General features: G+C 65.7%; 13 protein-coding genes. 11 read left to right on the top strand and 2 right to left on the bottom strand.

The window, feature by feature from the left end; genetic code table 11:
* Positions 1 to 40: 40 nt before the first annotated feature.
* The 3 genes from PMI42_RS13185 to PMI42_RS13175 are packed head-to-tail and all read left to right on the top strand — an operon-like array spanning position 41 to position 4,717.
* A complete protein-coding gene (locus tag PMI42_RS13185; protein ID WP_008134793.1) occupies positions 41 to 2,428 on the top strand; it encodes a xanthine dehydrogenase family protein molybdopterin-binding subunit in 2,388 nt (795 codons plus the stop codon).
* An 11-nt stretch (positions 2,429 to 2,439) separates the two neighbouring features.
* Positions 2,440 to 3,237, top strand: coding sequence for an FAD binding domain-containing protein (locus PMI42_RS13180; protein WP_008134791.1), 798 nt, complete (start codon positions 2,440 to 2,442; stop codon positions 3,235 to 3,237).
* Between the two features lie 16 nt (positions 3,238 to 3,253).
* Complete coding sequence (locus PMI42_RS13175; protein WP_008134790.1) at positions 3,254 to 4,717, top strand: amidase; 1,464 nt, start codon at positions 3,254 to 3,256, stop codon at positions 4,715 to 4,717.
* A 9-nt stretch (positions 4,718 to 4,726) separates the two neighbouring features.
* On the opposite strand, the gene PMI42_RS13170 is transcribed toward PMI42_RS13175, so the two are convergent.
* Positions 4,727 to 5,626 carry a LysR substrate-binding domain-containing protein gene (locus tag PMI42_RS13170; protein WP_008134789.1) on the bottom strand — a complete coding sequence of 300 codons (900 nt, stop codon included), beginning with the start codon at positions 5,624 to 5,626 and terminating at the stop codon, positions 4,727 to 4,729.
* Positions 5,627 to 5,694: 68 nt separating this feature from the next.
* The gene (locus PMI42_RS13165; protein WP_008134788.1) at positions 5,695 to 6,666 is read right to left on the bottom strand and encodes a LysR family transcriptional regulator; all 972 of its coding nucleotides are present in this window, start codon (positions 6,664 to 6,666) and stop codon (positions 5,695 to 5,697) included.
* Positions 6,667 to 6,803: 137 nt separating this feature from the next.
* On the opposite strand from PMI42_RS13165, the gene PMI42_RS13160 reads away from it, so the two are divergent.
* The 8 genes from PMI42_RS13160 (at position 6,804) to PMI42_RS13125 (ending at position 16,937) form a co-directional block, all read left to right on the top strand.
* A complete protein-coding gene (locus tag PMI42_RS13160) occupies positions 6,804 to 8,132 on the top strand; it encodes a cation:dicarboxylate symporter family transporter (RefSeq protein ID WP_050994366.1) in 1,329 nt (442 codons plus the stop codon).
* A gap of 18 nt (positions 8,133 to 8,150) precedes the next feature.
* Positions 8,151 to 9,185 carry a PdxA family dehydrogenase gene (locus PMI42_RS13155; protein WP_008134784.1) on the top strand — a complete coding sequence of 345 codons (1,035 nt, stop codon included), beginning with the start codon at positions 8,151 to 8,153 and terminating at the stop codon, positions 9,183 to 9,185.
* Positions 9,175 to 10,629, top strand: coding sequence for an MmgE/PrpD family protein (locus PMI42_RS13150; RefSeq protein WP_008134783.1), 1,455 nt, complete (start codon positions 9,175 to 9,177; stop codon positions 10,627 to 10,629). The genes PMI42_RS13155 and PMI42_RS13150 overlap by 11 nt, the downstream gene beginning before the upstream one ends.
* A 17-nt stretch (positions 10,630 to 10,646) precedes the next feature.
* Positions 10,647 to 12,083, top strand: coding sequence for an MmgE/PrpD family protein (locus PMI42_RS13145; RefSeq protein WP_008134782.1), 1,437 nt, complete (start codon positions 10,647 to 10,649; stop codon positions 12,081 to 12,083).
* 43 nt (positions 12,084 to 12,126) lie between these two features.
* Positions 12,127 to 13,098: a Bug family tripartite tricarboxylate transporter substrate binding protein gene (locus PMI42_RS13140; RefSeq protein ID WP_008134781.1), complete on the top strand. Its 972-nt coding sequence runs from the start codon at positions 12,127 to 12,129 to the stop codon at positions 13,096 to 13,098.
* Positions 13,099 to 13,107: 9 nt separating this feature from the next.
* Complete coding sequence (locus PMI42_RS13135; RefSeq protein WP_008134780.1) at positions 13,108 to 13,896, top strand: SDR family NAD(P)-dependent oxidoreductase; 789 nt, start codon at positions 13,108 to 13,110, stop codon at positions 13,894 to 13,896.
* Entirely contained in the window at positions 13,896 to 14,714 is an 819-nt protein-coding gene (locus PMI42_RS13130; RefSeq protein WP_008134779.1) for an alpha/beta fold hydrolase, read from the top strand. The genes PMI42_RS13135 and PMI42_RS13130 overlap by 1 nt, the downstream gene beginning before the upstream one ends.
* Positions 14,715 to 14,777: 63 nt before the next feature.
* Positions 14,778 to 16,937: a carboxypeptidase-like regulatory domain-containing protein gene (locus PMI42_RS13125; RefSeq protein WP_008134778.1), complete on the top strand. Its 2,160-nt coding sequence runs from the start codon at positions 14,778 to 14,780 to the stop codon at positions 16,935 to 16,937.
* Positions 16,938 to 16,951: the final 14 nt, after the last annotated feature.

Below are 16,951 nucleotides of genomic sequence, written 5' to 3'. Positions count from 1 at the left end.
CGGGCGCTGCCGCCATGAACGCCGCCAAGGGAGAGTGACCATGAACAATGTGATCGGGATCGGCGCGTCACCGAAGCGGAAGGAAGACCAGCGCTTCCTGACCGGCCGCGGCAATTACGTCTCCGACATCAAGCGCCCCGGCATGGCGGCGGGCGTGTTCGTCCGCTCGCCCCATGGCCACGCGGTGCTGCGTGGCATCGACAAGAGCGCGGCGCTGGCTTCGCCCGGCGTCGTCGCGGTACTCACCGGCGAGGATGTCGCCGCCGACAAGCTGGGGTCGCTGCCCTGCGGCTGGGGCATCTCGGACGCCAAGGGCGTGCCGATGAAGGAGCCGCCGTTCCCGATGCTGGCACAGGGCAAGGTGCGTTTCGTCGGCGACATGGTGGCTTTCGTCGTTGCGGAGACGCCGGAGCAGGCGAATGCCGCGGCCGAGCTGTTGAGCATCGATTACGAGGTGCTGCCCTCGGTGGTCGGTGTGCTCGAAGCTGTCAGGCCGGGTGCGCCGCAATTGTTCGACGATGTGCCGAACAACATCTGCTGCGACTGGGAGCTTGGCGACAAGGCCGCGGTCGAGACCGCGTTCCGTAAAGCCGCGCATGTCGCAAAGCTCAGCCTCGTCAACAACCGCCTGATCGGCAATCCGATGGAGCCGCGCGCGGCGATCGCGGAATACGAGCCCGGCACCGACCGCTTCACGCTGTGGACCACCAGCCAGTTCCCGCATGTGGTGCGCTTCCTGATGGGCGCGCTGGTGCTGAACATCCCGCAGCACAAGCTGCGCGTGGTCGCGCCCGATGTCGGCGGCGGCTTTGGCGTCAAGCAGTTCCACTATGGCGAGGAGGCCGTGATCACCTGGGCGGCCAAGCGGGTGAAGCGGCCGATCAAATGGGTCGCGAGCCGCTCCGAGGGCTACGTCTCCGATCGCCACGGCCGCGATCACGTCACCGAGGCCGAGCTGGCGCTCGACGAGACCGGAAAATTCCTCGCCTTCCGCGTCAACACGCTGGCCAATATGGGCGGTTACCTCTCGACCTTCGGGCCGAACATCCCGACAAATCTCTATGGCCCCTTGCTCGGCGGCGTCTACACCACGCCTGCGATCTATTGCAATGTGAAGGTGGTCTTCACCAACACCGTGCCTGTCGACGCCTATCGCGGCGCGGGTAGGCCCGAGGCGACGTTCGTGCTGGAGCGCATCGTCGATGTCGCCGCCAGCGAGATGGGCATCGACCGCGTCGAGATCCGCCGCCGCAACATGATCCCGAAGGAGGCCTATCCGTATCAGACGCCGGTGCTGGTGCAGTACGATTCCGGCGATCCGATGGGATGCCTCGACGGTGCGCTGGTCGCCGCCGATGTCAAGAATTTCGGCGTGCGCAAGGCGGCCTCGGCCAGCAAGGGCAAATTCCGCGGGCTCGGCTACTCCACCTATGTTGAGGCCTGCGGCCTTGCGCCGTCGCGCTTTGCAGGAAGGCTGGGTGCGCGCGGCGGCCTCTACGAAAGCGCCACGGTGCGGGTGCATCCGACCGGTCAGGTCACGGTCATGATCGGCACGCACAATCACGGCCAGGGCCACGAGACGACCTTCGCGCAGATCGTCTCCGAGAAGCTCGGCGTGTCCTTCGAGAATGTCGATATCGTGTTCGGCGACACCGACCGCGTGCAGTTCGGGATGGGCACCTATGGCTCGCGCTCGCTGGTGGTCGGCGGTGCGGCGCTGTCGAAGGCGACCGACAAGGTCATCGCCAAGGGCAAGAAGATCGCTTCGCACCTGCTCGAGGCGGCCGAGGTCGATATCCAGTTCGAGAGCGGAAAATTCTCGGTCGCCGGCACGGATCGCGCCAAGACCTTCGAGGAGATCGCGGGCGCGGCCTATGTGCCGCACAATTATCCACTCGAAGTGCTGGAGCCGGGGCTGGAGGAGCAGGCCTATTACGACCCCGTCAACTTCACCTATCCCGGCGGCTGCCACATCGCCGAGGTCGAGGTCGATCCGGAGACCGGCACGGTGACACTGGTCAACTACACGGCCGTGGACGATGTCGGCACGGTGATCAATCCGATGATCGTCGAGGGCCAGTTGCACGGCGGCATCGTGCAGGGCGTCGGCCAGGCGCTGTACGAAAGCGCGGTCTATGACGAGGGCTCCGGCCAGCTGCTGTCGGGCTCGCTGATGGATTACTGCATGCCGCGGGCCGATCACATGCCGATGATGAAGGTCGCGACTCACTCAACGCTTTGCACGCATACCCCGATGGGCGTGAAGGGGTGCGGCGAGGTCGGCACCATCGGCTCCCCCGCTGCCGTCATCAACGCGGTGGTCGATGCGCTGTCGCATCTCGGCGTCACCCATGTCGACATGCCGGCGACGCCGAACCGGATCTGGCGCCTGCTTCAGAATGCGTCGCTGCCGGTCGCCGCGGAATAGGGAGGACAACAATGAAACCGTTTGCCTATCACCAGCCGAGCGAAATTCCCGACGCGGCCAAGCTGCTCACCTCGATCGAGGACAGCAAGCTCGTCGCCGGTGGCATGACGCTGATCCCGACGTTGAAGCAGCGGCTGGCCAATCCAATCGCACTGGTTGATCTTTCCAAGCTGCCAAACCTCAAGGGCATCACCGATGACGGCGCGACCATCACCATCGGCGCGATGACACCGCATGCGGTGGTAGCGGCCTCGAAGCTGGTGCAGACGAAAGTCCCCGGGCTCGCGGCGCTGGCCTCGATGATCGGCGATCCCGCCGTGCGTAGCCGCGGCACCATCGGGGGCTCGGTCGCCAACAACGATCCCGCGGCGGATTACCCGGCGGGGGTGCTCGGTCTCGGCGCCACCATCATCACCAGCACGCGCGAGATCGCGGCGGACGAGTTCTTCCTCGGCCTCTTCGAGACGGCGCTGGCGCCCGGTGAGATCATCACCGCCATCCGCTTTCCGGTGCCGCTCAAGGCGGGTTACGCAAAGTTCAAGGCGCCGGCGTCACGTTATGCGCTGGTCGGCGTGTTCGTCGCGAAATTCGCCGAGGGTGTTCGGGTCGCCGTCACTGGTGCGGGCCCCGGCGTGTTCCGCGTGCCGCCGATGGAGGCGGCGCTGTCGGAGAATTTCGATCCGTCCGCGATCGCGGCGATCAAGATCGACAATGACGGTCTCACCTCCGATATCCACGCAGAAGCCGATTACCGTGCGCATCTGGTCACGGTCATGGCCAAGCGCGCCGTCGACGCGGCGCTCAGCTAGCTCTTTAGGGTTGATGATGACTGATGGTTCCGGCCGAACGGCCTTCCCGCCGGCGCCGACTGGCCTTGGCGCGCTCTCTGCAACGGAGATCATGGCCGGCTACCGGCGCAAGGCATTTACGCCACGCGATGTCGTCGACGACACCATCGCTGCGCTCAAGGCGACGAGCGAGGCCTGCAACGCGGTGGTGACGCCGATGTACGAGCAGGCGAGGGCGGATGCCGACCGTCTCACCAGGGAGATGCGTGCGGGCGAAGCCAGGGGGCCGCTCGCCGGCGTGCCCGTCACGATCAAGGATCTCGTCTTCGTCGCAGGCGTGCCGGCCTATGCCGGCTCGCCGATGAACGAGAGCTTTGTGCCCGAGGCGGATGCCGCCGTGGTGTCGGCGCTGAAGGCATCAGGGGCGATCATCACCTGCAAGACCACGACCTGCGAGTCCGGCTACAAGCTCACGGCCGACAGTCCGGTCACCGGGATTACGCGCAATCCCTGGAATCCCGGCCGCACCAGCGGCGGATCGAGCGGTGGGGCTGCGGCGGGCGTGGCCGCTGGCTGCGGCCCGATCGCGATCGGCACCGACGGTGTCGGCTCGATCCGCGTGCCCTCGTCGTTTTGCGGCGTGTTCGGCTTGAAGCCGACATTCGGCCTGGTGCCGCGCTCGCCCGGTTTCTCGCCGCCGTCCTGGGCCTCGCTCGCGCATACCGGGCCGATCACGCGGACCGTCGCGGATGCCGCGCTGACACTGGAGATCATCGCGGGTTACGACCTGCGCGATGCTGCAAGCCTTCCCGTGTCGGCGCGTCGCTTCAATACGGATGCAGGGCGCCTGGATGGTATTCGTATCGGTGCCAGCGCCGATCTCGGCTATGCCGCTGTCAGCCCTGACGTGTGCGCGGCCTTTGGCAAAGCACTCGCCGTTCTCGATTCCTGCGGCGCGCAGGTCACCATGGACGGCCCGGGTCTCGATCCCGGCATTTTGGAGCACACGCTGAAGCCGATCGCGTTCACCGAACAGGCGGCCGCGGTCGCGACCAAGACCACGGCCGATCTTGCCAGCTCCGAAGCCGACTATCGCGATGTGGTCAGCGCCGGCCGTCGCTACAGCGGTACGGATTATATCGAGGCGAGTTACCGCCGCGGCCAGGCACGCAGTGCCTTCGTCAAACTGTTCGAGCGCGTGGATGTGCTGGTCACGCCAACCGTCGCGGTGACCGCATTCGCGGCCGGCAAGATTGGCGTCGACACGATCGACGGAAGCAACGTCGATCCGCATCTCGGCTGGTCGCCGTTTACCTGGCCGATCAATCTCGCCGGCCTTCCGGCCGCGACGTTGCCCTGCGGCTTCGATCGCGACGGCATGCCGATCGGGCTCCAGATCATCGCGCCCTGGCTCGACGAGCCCACCATCTTCCGCGTTGCGGCGGCGTTCGAGCAGGCGCAGCCCTGGGCAAAGTTCTGGCCGCAACTGGCGTTGCGCTAGGGCGCTCAGCTAGCCCAGTTCGATCGGTGCGCCGCGGACGCTGAGCTCCTCGTCGAGGCGCAGATAATGCGCGAGATAGTCGTGCAGTGCGGTCGCGGCCTTCGAGGTCGCGCCGCTCGACTTGTAGAGCAGCAGCTCGATCTTCGGCAGCGGCGGCAGGCCCTCGTTCGGTCCGATCTCGCGCATCGCCGGCACCAGCGCACTGCGGCCGAGCACGGTCACCGCCATGCCGGCGAAGGCCGCGGCTTGCAGGCCGCCGACGCTCTCGCTGACGCAGGCGATGCGCCAGCGCAGATTCGCGCGCTCCAGCGTATCGATGGCGTAGTCGCGATAGATGTTGCCGGGCGGCAAGAGCGCGAGCGGGATCGGACGTTCCTGATGCGCGGCGGATTGCTCGCCGGTCATCCAGACCAGTTGCTCGCGGCGCACCACCTGGCCGCCGGTGAAATCGTTCATGCGGGTGACCAGCGCGATGTCGACGTCGCCGCGCTTGACGAGCCCGACCAGCGGCGTCGACAGCGCGCAGTTGAGCTCGACCTGCACGCGCGGAAACGATTTTCGAAACACGCTGAGGATCTGCGGCAGCATGAACGCCGCATAAAGGTCGGGGGTGCCGAGCACGACCTGGCCCTCGATCTCCTGCGACGCCAGCTGCGAAATCAGCTCGTCATGCAACCTCAGGATGGATTTGGCGTAGATAAGCACGGTGGTGCCGTCGTCGGTCAGCGTCAGGCGGCGGCTGGTATGCTCGAACAATTGCTTGCCGGTCAGCTCCTCCAGCCGCTGCAATTGCAGCGTGATCGCCGGCTGGGTGCGGCCCAGCCGTCGCGCGGTCTCGGTGATGCTGCCGGTCTCGACCACCGAGATCAGCGACCGGAGCATGCGGATGTCGAGACTGATGAGGTTCATGCGGCGTCCATGTCGCCCAGAATTTATGCAAGTTCCATGCTAGGGAGCGGCAGGTCTCCGAGCGTTCCCTACTTCGTCCGAGATGCTGAAGCGGTGGATTTTCCGGCCGGGCGGCTCTTGCGGACCGCATTCCAGAAATTTTCGGCCGCCCGGGTCATGCGGGCGCGCGTTCGGAACAGCGAGACGCTGATCGGAATGTCCCAGTCCGGGCCGCCGGCGCGGAGCAGGCGGCCGCTGTCGAGATCGGCGCGGACGAGGCTCATCGGCGCCCATGTCACGCCGCGCCCTTCGCGCGCCATGTCGATCAGCAGCATCACCGGTGCCGCGAAGCCCGGGGCGAGCCAGGCCGACGGATCCTTCGCCGCCAGGAACGAGGTGACAAGTCGCCCGACGCCGGAGCCGGGGTGGTAGGCGAGATAGGGCAGCGGCGCCCCGGATGCGCCGGGCAGGGCGTAGCGAGGCTGTGCTTTCTTGCCGCTGCTGCGTCCGCCGCGGCCAGGCCTTGTGGCCGGCGCGCTGATCGGGATCAGGATGTCGGTCGCAAGCTCGATGCGCTGGAAGCGGTCCATGTCGAGCCGGCTCACCAGTGACGGATGATAATGGGCCAGCATGAAATGGGCCTGCGCGTCCAGCAGCAGCTTCTCGCAGCCGGCGAAATTCGAGGCGACGAGCTGAACGGCCGCACCGTCCCGCGCGCTTTCGGTGCTGCGAATCCATTCCGGGAAGAACGTCTGCGACAGCGCATGCGTTGCCGCGAAGGTGATGGTCTCGGCCTTGAGCCGGGCCACTTCCAGCGCCTCGTCCCGTCCGACCTGGACCCGGCGCAGCACGTCCTCGGCCACCGGGCGAAAGCTTTCGCCCGCGGCGGTGAGCGTGACCGTGTGTGTGGAACGTTCGAACAGCGGTGTCCCCAGCCACTCCTCGAGCGACCTGATGCGGCGGCTGAGCGCGGGCTGGGTCACGTGCCGGCGCGCGGCGGCGCGGGAGAACCCGTGCTCCTCGGCGATGGCAAGAAAGTCCTCCAGCCAGATCAGGTCCATAATGACGTTTTGTCCTCAAATGATACCGATACGGCATTAGCGCCTCGGACGCTGCTGGTCCAATGTAAACGGCATCACAAGACAAGAGCAAAGCGCCGCCTTCGCATGGCGCAACGATGCCGTTGGAGGAAGACAAATTGCAGATCGCCGCAACGCCGCTGTCTGAGCCCATGGCGTCCGGGCCGACGTCGAGGCCGGCTTCCGGAGGCCGCCGCAAGCCGCTCTGGCGCGAGCAATATGTTCTGGTGGTTGCCGGCGCCGCGCTCGGCGTGCTGTTTGGCGCTCTGCTTCCGACCGTTGCCGTTGAATTCAAGCCGCTGGCCGACAGTTTCATCTCGCTGATCAAGATGACGATCGCGCCGCTGATCTTCCTGGTCGTGGTCACCGGCATCGCGCAGGTCGGCGACATGAGGGCGGTGGGCCGCATCGGGCTCAAGGCCTTCGTCTATTTCGAGGCCGTGACGACCTTGTGCCTGCTGATCAGTTTTGTGGTGGTGCGCTGGGTGCAGCCCGGTGCTGGCGTCGCCCATGCCACCGCGCAGCAGGCTGAAACTGTTGCCCGCTATCAGCAGGCTCATGTCGGATCGCTATCCGCCTACATCCAGCACATGATCCCCGAGAGCTTCGTCGGCGCGTTCGCGGCCGGCGACGTACTTCAGGTGCTCGTGCTCGCGCTTCTCTGTGGCATCGGCCTGCTGCTGCTCGGCGACAAGGCCGCGCCACTGCGGACGGGTCTGGAGCGAGTGACCGAGCTCGTGTTCAGTGTCGTCCATGTCGTGGTGGCGCTGGCGCCGATCGGCGCGTTCGGGGCCATGGCCTTCACGGTCGCGAAATTCGGCGCGGCCACGCTCTATGCGCTGGCGCTGCTGGTCGGCACCGCCTGGGCGATGATGGCATTCTTCATCTTCGTCATTCTCAACATCATTTGCCGGCTGGCCGGCATCCGCCTGATGGACCTGCTGCGCCTGTTGCGCACCGAGCTGCTGGTCGTGCTCGGCACCTCCTCGTCGGAAACCGCGATCCCCGGCATGATGGAGAAGCTGCCGAAGGCGGGTGTGGGACGTGCGGTCGCCGGTCTCGTCATTCCCTCCGGCTATTCCTTCAATCTCGATGGCGTCGCCCTGACGCTGCCGCTCTCGACCATCTTCGTCGCGCAGGTCTACGGCATCGAGCTGAGCGCGGCGCAGCAGCTCAGCCTGTTCGTGGTGATGCTGTTCACCAGCAAGGGCGCGGCCGGCGTCACCGGCGGCGCATTTGCCGCGCTTGCGGCGACCGTGGTCGCGGCGGGGCTGCCGGCGGAAGGCCTCGCGCTGCTGCTCGGCATCGACCGTTTCATGTCGCTGGCGCGCGCCATCACCAACACCATCGGCAATGCGGTCGCCGCGATCGTGGTTGCGAAATGGGATGGCGAATTCAACCGCGATGACTGGACTCAGTCCACCGCTCAAATCCAACACGCGAAGTAAGGATCCAAGGCTTCCAGCATGGCTACCAAAAGCAATGAACTGCCCGTCATCGCACTGACCCCGGGCGACTGCACCGGCATCGGCCCCGAGCAGGTTGCGCGCATCCTCTCGGACGACCGGCTCGCCGATGCGGCGCGCCTCGTCGTGGTCGGCGATGCCCGCGTGCTCGAGATGGGCATGGCGCACGCCGGCGTGAAGCTGAAGGTGGAGCGGATCGCCTCGCCCAAGGCGGCCAATTGGGGCAGCCGCGCGGTGCAGCTGGTCGATCTCGGCAATACCGATCCGTCGAAATTCCCGGTCGGCAAGGCCAGCGCCGAATCCGGCCGGCTGACCGGCGAGACGCTGTCGCGCGCGATCGACTTCTCCAAGGCCGGCGAAGTCGATGCCATCACTTTCGCGCCGCTCAACAAGCGCGCGATGTTCGACGGCGGCTGGAAATTCCCTGACGAGCACAAGATGTTCGCGAGCCTGCTCGGCCACAAGACCTATTTCTCGGAGATGAACGTGCTCGACGGACAGTGGATGTCGCGCGTCACCGGACATCAGTCACTGCGCGAGGCACTCGACGGCATCAACCCCGCCAGCATCACCGAATCCATCGAGCTGGTCGACCGCATGATGCGCAAGGCCGGCGTTGCCAAGCCGCGCATCGCGGTCGCCGCCCTCAATCCGCATGCCGGCGAGAACGGCCTGTTCGGCCGCGACGAGATCGAGATGATCCGCCCCACCGTCGAAGCCGCCGCAAAGACGGGCATTGCCTGTACCGGGCCCTATCCGGCCGACACCGTCTACATCCGCGCCTTCGCCGGCGAGTTCGACAGCGTGGTCGCGATGTATCACGACCAGGGCCAGATCGCGACAAAGCTGCGTGGCTTCAACCGCGGCGTCACCGTCACCGCGGGGCTCGAGACTGTCTTCACCACGCCGTCGCACGGCACGGCGTTCGATATCGTGGGGACGGGCGTCGCCAAGACCGGCGCGCTTGAGAGCGCGGTCCGCCTTGCCGCGCAACTGGTCTCGATCAAGGTCAAGGAGGCCGCCTATGCACACTGACCGCAGGACCCTGCTCCAGGCGGCGGCCGCGCTGCCGCTCGCCACCGTCGGCGCCAATGCTGCTTTCGCGCAAACCCCGGCCACGGCCCCCGCGGCCGCACCGCCCAAGGAGGTCACGCGTGCGCTCGCGCATTATCTCGTCACCGCGAGCTATGACGATTTGCCAGCCAACGTCCGGAAAGAGGGCGTCCGCACGCTGCTGAACTGGGTCGGCGTCGCCATCGGCGGCTCGCATCACGAGACGGTCGATATCGCGGTGTCGGCGCTCGGTCCGTTCTCCGGTCCGCAGCAAGCCTCGCTGTTCGGACGGCGCGAGCGGTTCGACATCATGAATGCCGCCTTCATCAACGGCGTGTCGAGCCACATCTTCGACTATGACGATACCCATCTGAAGACGATCATCCACCCCGCCGGGCCCGTTGCCTCCGCGATCCTCGCGCTGTCCGAGCTCCAGCCGGTCTCCGGCAAGGATTTTCTGAACGCGCTGGTGCTCGGTGTCGAGACCGAATGCCGGATCGGCAACGCGGTGTATCCGAACCATTACGATGTCGGCTGGCACATCACCGGCACGGCCGGCGTGTTCGGCTCTGCTGCCGCCGTCGGCAAGCTGTTGAAGCTGAACGAGCAGCAGATGACCTGGGCGCTTGGGCTTGCCGCATCCCAGCCGGTGGGCCTGCGCGAATCCTTCGGCTCGATGAACAAGAGCTTCAATCCGGGCCGCGCCGCCTCCAGCGGCATCTTCGCGGCGATCCTGGCCTCGAAGAACTTTACCTCGTCCGACGCCATGATCGAGGCCAAGCGCGGCTGGGCCAACACGATCAGCACCAAGCAGGACTACAACGAGATCCTGGGCGATCTCGGCAAGCGCTATGAGGCGGCGCTGAACACCTACAAACCGTTCGCCTGCGGCATCGTCATCCATCCGGCGATCGATGCGGCGATCCAGCTCCGCAACGAGAACAAGCTGACCGCGGACCAGATCGAGCGGGTCGACCTCAAGATCCATCCGCTGGTGCTGGAACTGACCGGCAAGAAGACGCCTAAGCTGGGTCTCGAAGGCAAGTTCAGCATCTACCATTCGGTTGCGGTCGCGATCGTCGAAGGCGCCGGCGGCGAAAAGCAGTTCAGCGACCGTGCGGTGACCGATCCCACCATTGTCGCTCTGCGCGAGAAGGTGGTCCCGGTCATCACGCCGGGGATCAAGCCGGAGCAGGTCGATCTCACCATCGTGCTCAAGGACGGCCGCAAGCTCAATCGTTACATCGAGCATGCCATCGGCAGCGTCGAGGTGCCGATGACCGACAAGCAGCTCGAGACCAAGTTCTCCGACCTCGCGGACGGCATCATTCCCGCAGCGACGATCCACCGTGTCATGGATGCATGCTGGAACGTCGAAGCTCTGGCCAGCGCGGCGGAAATCGCCAAGATGTCGGCCTCGTCCTGATTCTGGAGTCAATTGGAATGCCCTCACGCCGCCGTTTCCTTCAATCCGCCGGCTCCGTTGCCGTACTCGCAGCAACCAACGGCCGCACGGCCTTCGCGGCCGGCCCAGGCGTCACCGAGCGGCTCGCCCGCTACATGGTCGCCGCGCGCGACCAGGAGCTGCCGGAGAAGGTGCTGCTCGAATGCAAGCACCGCATCCTCGACACGCTCGGCGCGATGGTGTCGGGCGCGCGGATGAAGCCGGGGGAGATGGCGCTGAAATATGTCCGCACGCTCGGCGGCGACGCGCAGGCCTCCGTGGTCGGCTCCGACTTCCGCACCACCGCCGTCAACGCAGCGCTCGCGAACGCGATGTGTGCGCATGCAGACGAAACCGACGATTTCGAGCCCGTGACCAAGGCGCATCCGGGATGCTCGGTGGTGCCGGCGGCGCTCGCGTTCGGCGAGCGCGAGCATCGCAACGGACAGGACGTCATCCGGGCCGTTGCGCTCGGCTACGACCTGACATGCCGCCTGCTGATGGCGCTGGGCCCCGATCTCGTGCGCGGCTCGCATCGCAGCGCCGAGGGAACGTCCTCGACCTTCGGTGCGCTTGGCGCCGCGGCGTCATTGGCCCGGCTCGACGAGAAGGGGATGCGTTACGCGATCTCCTATTCGTCGCAGCAGGTCTCCGGCCTGTGGAGCTGGGTGAAGGATCACGACCACATCGAGAAGGCGTTCGATTTCGCCGGCATGGGCGCCCGCAACGGCGTGATGGCCGTCGACATGGTCAAGAACGGTCTGACCGGCGTCGACGATGTGCTCGACGGCACGCACAATCTCTTCATCGCGCTCTCGACCGACCCGAAGCCGGAGGAGATGGTGAAGGATCTCGGCAGCCGCTTCTACGTCACCGAAACGGCAATCAAGACGTTCTCGGTCGGCTATCCCATCCAGTCGCCGCTGGATGCGACGCTGACGCTGCGCAAGCAGCACAGCCTCACGCCAGATAACGTCCGTAGCATCCTGGTGAAGCTGCCGACAGACGCGATGGGGATCGTGGGTGAGAGCGCGATGCCCGACGTCAATTGCCAGCATCTCGTCGCCGTCGCGCTGGTCAAGGGCGCCGTCTCCTTCAACGACAGCCACGACGTCGCGCTGATGCACGATCCAAAAATCCTGGAGCAGCGCGCCAAGGTGACGCTGGCCGGCGACAAGGCGCTGATGGACCCGGCGGCGCCGCGCGGCGCTGTCGTCGAAGTGACATTGACCGACGGCAGGAAGGTGGAGCACTTCACCAAATATCCGCCGGGTACCAAGGAAAACCCGCTGAACACGGATGCGGTTGCGGCGAAGACCCGCGACTTGATCGTGCCGGTGCTGGGCGCCGAGAAATCGGAGAAACTGATCGAGCAGATCCGCAATCTCGAAAAGCTCGACGACATCGGCAAGCTGAGGCCGCTGATGACGACCTGAAGCTCCGGCGACCAACGATAAATAAAAAGAGAGGAAACGCCTGATGTACCGACATTGCCGCCGCTGGGTTCTCGCCGCCTGCGGCGCCCTTCTTCTTTCGGGTCCCGTCTTCGCGCAGGATTATCCCTCTCGTCCGGTCAAGATCATCGTGCCGTTCCCGGCCGGCGGCTCCAACGACATCATCGCCCGCATCGTCGCGCAGAAGCTGGCCGAGCGCAGCGGTCAGACCTTCATCGTCGAAAATCGCGGCGGCGCCGGCGGCAATATCGGTGCCGAGACGGTCGCGAGCGCCGAGGCCGACGGCTACACCCTGCTGCTGACCGCGCCGCCGCCGCTGACCATCAACGGCTCGCTCTACAAGAAGCTGCCGTTCGACCCGGCCAAGGCCTTTGCACCGGTGGCGCTGATCGCCTCGGTGCCGATTGTCCTGGTCGTCAATCCGTCAGTCCCCGCGAAGAATGTCGGCGAGCTGATCGCGCTCGCGAAGGCGAAGCCGGGAACGATGAATTTCGGCTCGTCCGGCATGGGCTCGACCAATCATCTTGCCGGCGAGCTGCTCAAGGGCATGGCGGGTATCGATATCGTGCATGTGCCCTATCGCGGCGCGGCGCCGGCGATGAACGATCTGCTCGCGGGCCAGATCCCGTTCATGTTCGACAACATGCCCGCGGTCCTGCCGCAGGTGCAGGGCAAGGCCATCAATGCCATTGCGGTCGCGGGCGCCAAGCGCGCGGACGCTCTACCCGACGTACCGACGGTGGCCGAGACCATTCCGGGCTTCGAGGCCTCGTCCTGGTTCGGGCTGGTCGCGCCGGCCAAGACACCCGCGCCGGTGCTCGCCAAGCTGAGCGGCGAGCTCGATGCCATCTTGAAGATGCCCGATGTCAAGAAGCGGCTCGCCGAGCTCGGGGCTGAGCCCGGTACGGTCTTCGGCCACGCATTCGGGCAGTTCATGGCGGACGAAACCGCAAAATGGAGCAAGCTCGTCAAGGCTTCGGGCGCCACGGTGGATTAAGGCAGCGTCATGGATCTCAATCTGGGCGGCAAGGTTGCCGTTGTCACCGGCGGCAGTATCGGCATTGGCCGTGCCATTGCCGCCGAGCTTGCGCGCGAGCAGGCCCATGTCGTCATCGTCGCCCGAGATGCCGAGCGGCTTGCCGCGGCCGCTGCGGAGATGTCGCGGGACACCGGCCGGCGGGTGATCGCCTGCGCGGGCGACATGACGAGGCCGGACGACATCGCCCGTGCAATGGCGAGTGCGCGCGAGGCCTTCGGCCGCATCGACATTCTCGTCAACAACGCCGGTGCTTCGCCGATGGGCCGGATCGCCGAGACGCCGGATGCGATCTGGGCCAAGTCGATCGAGCTGAAATTGCTCGGCTACATGCGCTGCGCCCGCGACGTGCTTCCGGAGATGCGCGACCGTCGCTGGGGCCGCGTCATCAACATCATCGGCCGCAGCGGGCATCAACCGCGCGCGGCCTATATGGCGGGCGGTGCGGTCAACGCGGCGCTGCTGAATTTCACGCTGGCGCTCGCCGAGGAATGCGCGCCGGACAATGTGCTGGTCACCGGCGTCAATCCTGGTCCGGTGCAGACCGACCGCTGGGACAGCCTGATCTCGCAAGGGGCCGCGATCTCGGGACAGAATCAAAGCGCGACCAATGCCGCGGCCATTGCCTCGGTGCCGCTCGGCCGGGTCGGGCAGCCGCACGAGGTGTCCGGCCTCGTCGCGTTCCTCTGTTCAGACCGCGCGTCCTTCATTACTGGTACCTGCATCAATGTCGATGGCGGTGGAACGAGGTGTATCTGATGGCTAGCGAACTGCGGAAGATCGGTGTCAGCGACGATTGCGAGCTTGCGGTTCGCATCGACGATTATCTGCTGCCGTGGGACGTCAAGCCGCCGGTCGTGATGCTGCATGGGCTCGCCGAAAGCGGCGAGGCGTTCCGGCGATGGGTGCCGTATTTCGCCACGCATCATCTGGTGGTGCGGCCTGATCTGCGCGGCTACGGCGATTCGACGCCGATGCAGGGCGACTATGTCTATCGTTTCGCCGGCCTCGGCGACGACATCATCCGCATGCTGGACGCGCTAAAGCTCGACCGCGTCTTCCTGGTCGGCGGCAAGATCGGCGGCACGCTGGCGATGCACCTGACGGCCAAGCACCCGGATCGCGTGATCGCGGTTGCCGCGGTCGGCGCGCCGGCATCGCTGACCTCGTTCAACGAGCGGGCGCCGACCTGGCGCAAGCAGATCCGCGAGCACGGCGTCGAGCCCTGGGTGCGAGAGACCACGGCCGGCCGGCTCGGCTCCTCGCTGCCGCCGGCGGCGCTGGACTGGTGGATCGCTCTGATGTCGAAGACCAAGGCCTCGACGCTCGAGGCTTTCCTTCAGATGGTGCCGACGGTCGACGTCACCGGCGAACTTCCGTCCATCAAGCGCCCGGCGCTGGTGATCACCACCACCGGCTCGGGGCTCGGCGACGTCGCCTCCGTCAAGGCCTGGCAGGAGACGATCCCGGGCTCGAAGCTCGAGGTGCTGCCGGGCGATTCCTATCACGTTGCCGCCACGGACCCGGATGTCTGCGCGCGAAAAGTTCGGGAGTTCTTCGATCGACTGAAGACATGAGAAATAAGTCCGAATAGGCCCACCAAGAGGCTCGGACGAAACACAACCGAACGGGGAGGAACGATGAGCTTAGGGCGAATGCTGGCTGGCTGTCTCGGCGCGACCGCGCTGTGGCACGCCGGCGCCGCGATGGCGGCGACTGTCGAGATATCCGCCAACGATATCGGCGGACAAGTGATCAGCGACAAGGGCGCGGAGGCCGGGGTCTGGGTGATTGCCGAGACGAAGGACCTGCCGACCAAATACGCCAAGGTGGTGGTGACCGACGATCAGGGCCGGTTCGTCATCCCCGATCTTCCCGCAGCCAGTTACAAGGTCTGGGTGCGCGGCTATGGCTTGCAGGACACCCCGCAGCAGGACGTTCGTCCCGGCAAGGTGGTGGATTTCACGGCCGCTGCCGCCTCACCGAAGGAAGATGCTCAGAACTATCCGGGCATGTATTGGTATTCGATGCTAGACATCCCCAGGCCCGAGGAATTTCCGGGCACCGGCGACAAGGGCAACAAGATGCCCGAGACCATGAAGTCGCAGGCCCAATGGGTCGATACGGTCAAGAACATGTGCCAGTCCTGCCATGCGCTCGGGACACGAGGCATTCGCGAAGTTCCGAAGGTGTTCACCGACGGCTATGATTCCCACACCGCCTGGGCGGTCCGCACCCAGGCCGGGCAAGCCCAGGAATACATGGCGACGGTGCTCGCCAGCATGGGGCCGGAGAAGGTCTATGACCTCTTCTCGAAATGGACCGACCGCATCGCGTCCGGCGAACTGCCGTTCGACAAGCCGGAACGGCCCAAGGGCATCGAGCGCAACGTGGTCTTCACGATGTGGGACTGGGCGGCGCCAACGCGCTATCAGCACGACGCCATCTCGACCGACAAGCGCAACCCGCGCCTCAACGCCAACGGCCTGATCTACGGATCGTCGGAGGAGAGCTCGGACCTCGTGCCGACGCTCGACCCCGTGAAGAACGTCGCCGGCACCATCAAGCATCCCTATCTCGATCCGAACACGCCGTCGTCGACCGATGCGCCGCGGGGACCATCGGCCTATTGGGGCGATGAGCCGATCTGGGATGGCCACACCAGCATCCACAACGTCATGATGGATGAGCAGGGCAAGGTCTGGTTCACGGCGCGCCTGCGCCCGCCGGCCAACCCCGACTATTGCAAGCAGGGCTCGGATCTCGCCCCGGCGAAGGTGGCGCCGCAGGCGACGTCACTGCGTCAATTGTCGCGCTTCGATCCCGCCACCGGCAAATGGGATCTGATCAACACCTGCTTCACGACCCATCACCTCTATTTCGACGACGACGCCAACCAGACGCTGTGGACCAGCTCCGGCGGTCCCGGGCTCGGCGGCGGCCTGGTCGGCTGGCTCAACACCAAGCAGTATCGCGAAACCCTGGACGACGTGAAATCGCAGGGCTGGACGCCGTTGATCATCGACACCAACGGCAATGGCAAGCGGGATGCCTATGTCGAGCACAAGGATCCGGTCGATCCGGCCAAGGACAAGCGCATTGCGGCGTCGTTCTACGGCATCATGCCGAGCCCGGTCGACGATACGATCTGGGGCCAGGCGATGGATCGCGGCTTCTCCCGCATCGACCAACCCGGCTACATCGTCCGCGTGATGCCGGGGCCCGATCCCGCCAGCACCGCGCTGTCCGAAGTGTATCAACCGCCGGAAGGCACGTTCGGTCCGCGCGGGCTCGACATCGGGCTGGACGGCGTGGTGTGGACGGTGCTTTCCAGCGGACACCTCGCGAGCTTCGATCGCAAGCTTTGCAAGGGGCCGCTGAACGGACCGACGACAGCCGATGGCAAGCAGTGTCCGGAAGGCTGGAAAACCTGGCGCATGCCGGGACCACAGTTCAGGGGACTGAACGCCAGCGGCAGTGCCAATCACGCTTATTACGTCTGGGTCGACCGCTACAACACGTTCGGTCTCGGCGCTAACGTGCCGATCGCCAGTGCCAATGGCAGCGAGTCGCTGCTCGCGCTGGTCAATGGCGAGCTGGTGAACCTGCGCAATCCGTATCCGCTCGGCTTCTTCACCAAGAATGTCGACGGCCGGATCGACGACCCCAACACCGATTGGAAAGGCCGCGGCCTGTGGAGCACCACGGGAACACGCGCGAGCTTCCACGGCGAGGGCGGCAAAGAGGCTTCGCCTAAAGTCTACAAGGTGCAGATGCGGCCCGATCCATTGGCCCATTGAGTGTTTAGCCCTAA

Origin of the sequence: Bradyrhizobium sp. YR681, from assembly GCF_000282615.1 — a bacterium.
Classification (GTDB): Bacteria; Pseudomonadota; Alphaproteobacteria; order Rhizobiales; family Xanthobacteraceae; genus Bradyrhizobium.
This window is presented reverse-complemented; position numbering and strand designations above follow the sequence as displayed.

What these genes read in the sequence shown, in the direction of transcription:
- PMI42_RS13185 (WP_008134793.1), top strand. Translation starts at nt 41, where the DNA reads ATGAACAATGTGATCGGGATCGGCGCGTCACCGAAGCGGAAGGAAGAC.
- PMI42_RS13180 (WP_008134791.1), top strand. Translation starts at nt 2,440, where the DNA reads ATGAAACCGTTTGCCTATCACCAGCCGAGCGAAATTCCCGACGCGGCC.
- PMI42_RS13175 (WP_008134790.1), top strand. Translation starts at nt 3,254, where the DNA reads ATGACTGATGGTTCCGGCCGAACGGCCTTCCCGCCGGCGCCGACTGGC.
- PMI42_RS13170 (WP_008134789.1), bottom strand. Translation starts at nt 5,626, where the DNA reads ATGAACCTCATCAGTCTCGACATCCGCATGCTCCGGTCGCTGATCTCG.
- PMI42_RS13165 (WP_008134788.1), bottom strand. Translation starts at nt 6,666, where the DNA reads ATGGACCTGATCTGGCTGGAGGACTTTCTTGCCATCGCCGAGGAGCAC.
- PMI42_RS13155 (WP_008134784.1), top strand. Translation starts at nt 8,151, where the DNA reads ATGGCTACCAAAAGCAATGAACTGCCCGTCATCGCACTGACCCCGGGC.
- PMI42_RS13150 (WP_008134783.1), top strand. Translation starts at nt 9,175, where the DNA reads ATGCACACTGACCGCAGGACCCTGCTCCAGGCGGCGGCCGCGCTGCCG.
- PMI42_RS13145 (WP_008134782.1), top strand. Translation starts at nt 10,647, where the DNA reads ATGCCCTCACGCCGCCGTTTCCTTCAATCCGCCGGCTCCGTTGCCGTA.
- PMI42_RS13140 (WP_008134781.1), top strand. Translation starts at nt 12,127, where the DNA reads ATGTACCGACATTGCCGCCGCTGGGTTCTCGCCGCCTGCGGCGCCCTT.
- PMI42_RS13135 (WP_008134780.1), top strand. Translation starts at nt 13,108, where the DNA reads ATGGATCTCAATCTGGGCGGCAAGGTTGCCGTTGTCACCGGCGGCAGT.
- PMI42_RS13130 (WP_008134779.1), top strand. Translation starts at nt 13,896, where the DNA reads ATGGCTAGCGAACTGCGGAAGATCGGTGTCAGCGACGATTGCGAGCTT.
- PMI42_RS13125 (WP_008134778.1), top strand. Translation starts at nt 14,778, where the DNA reads ATGAGCTTAGGGCGAATGCTGGCTGGCTGTCTCGGCGCGACCGCGCTG.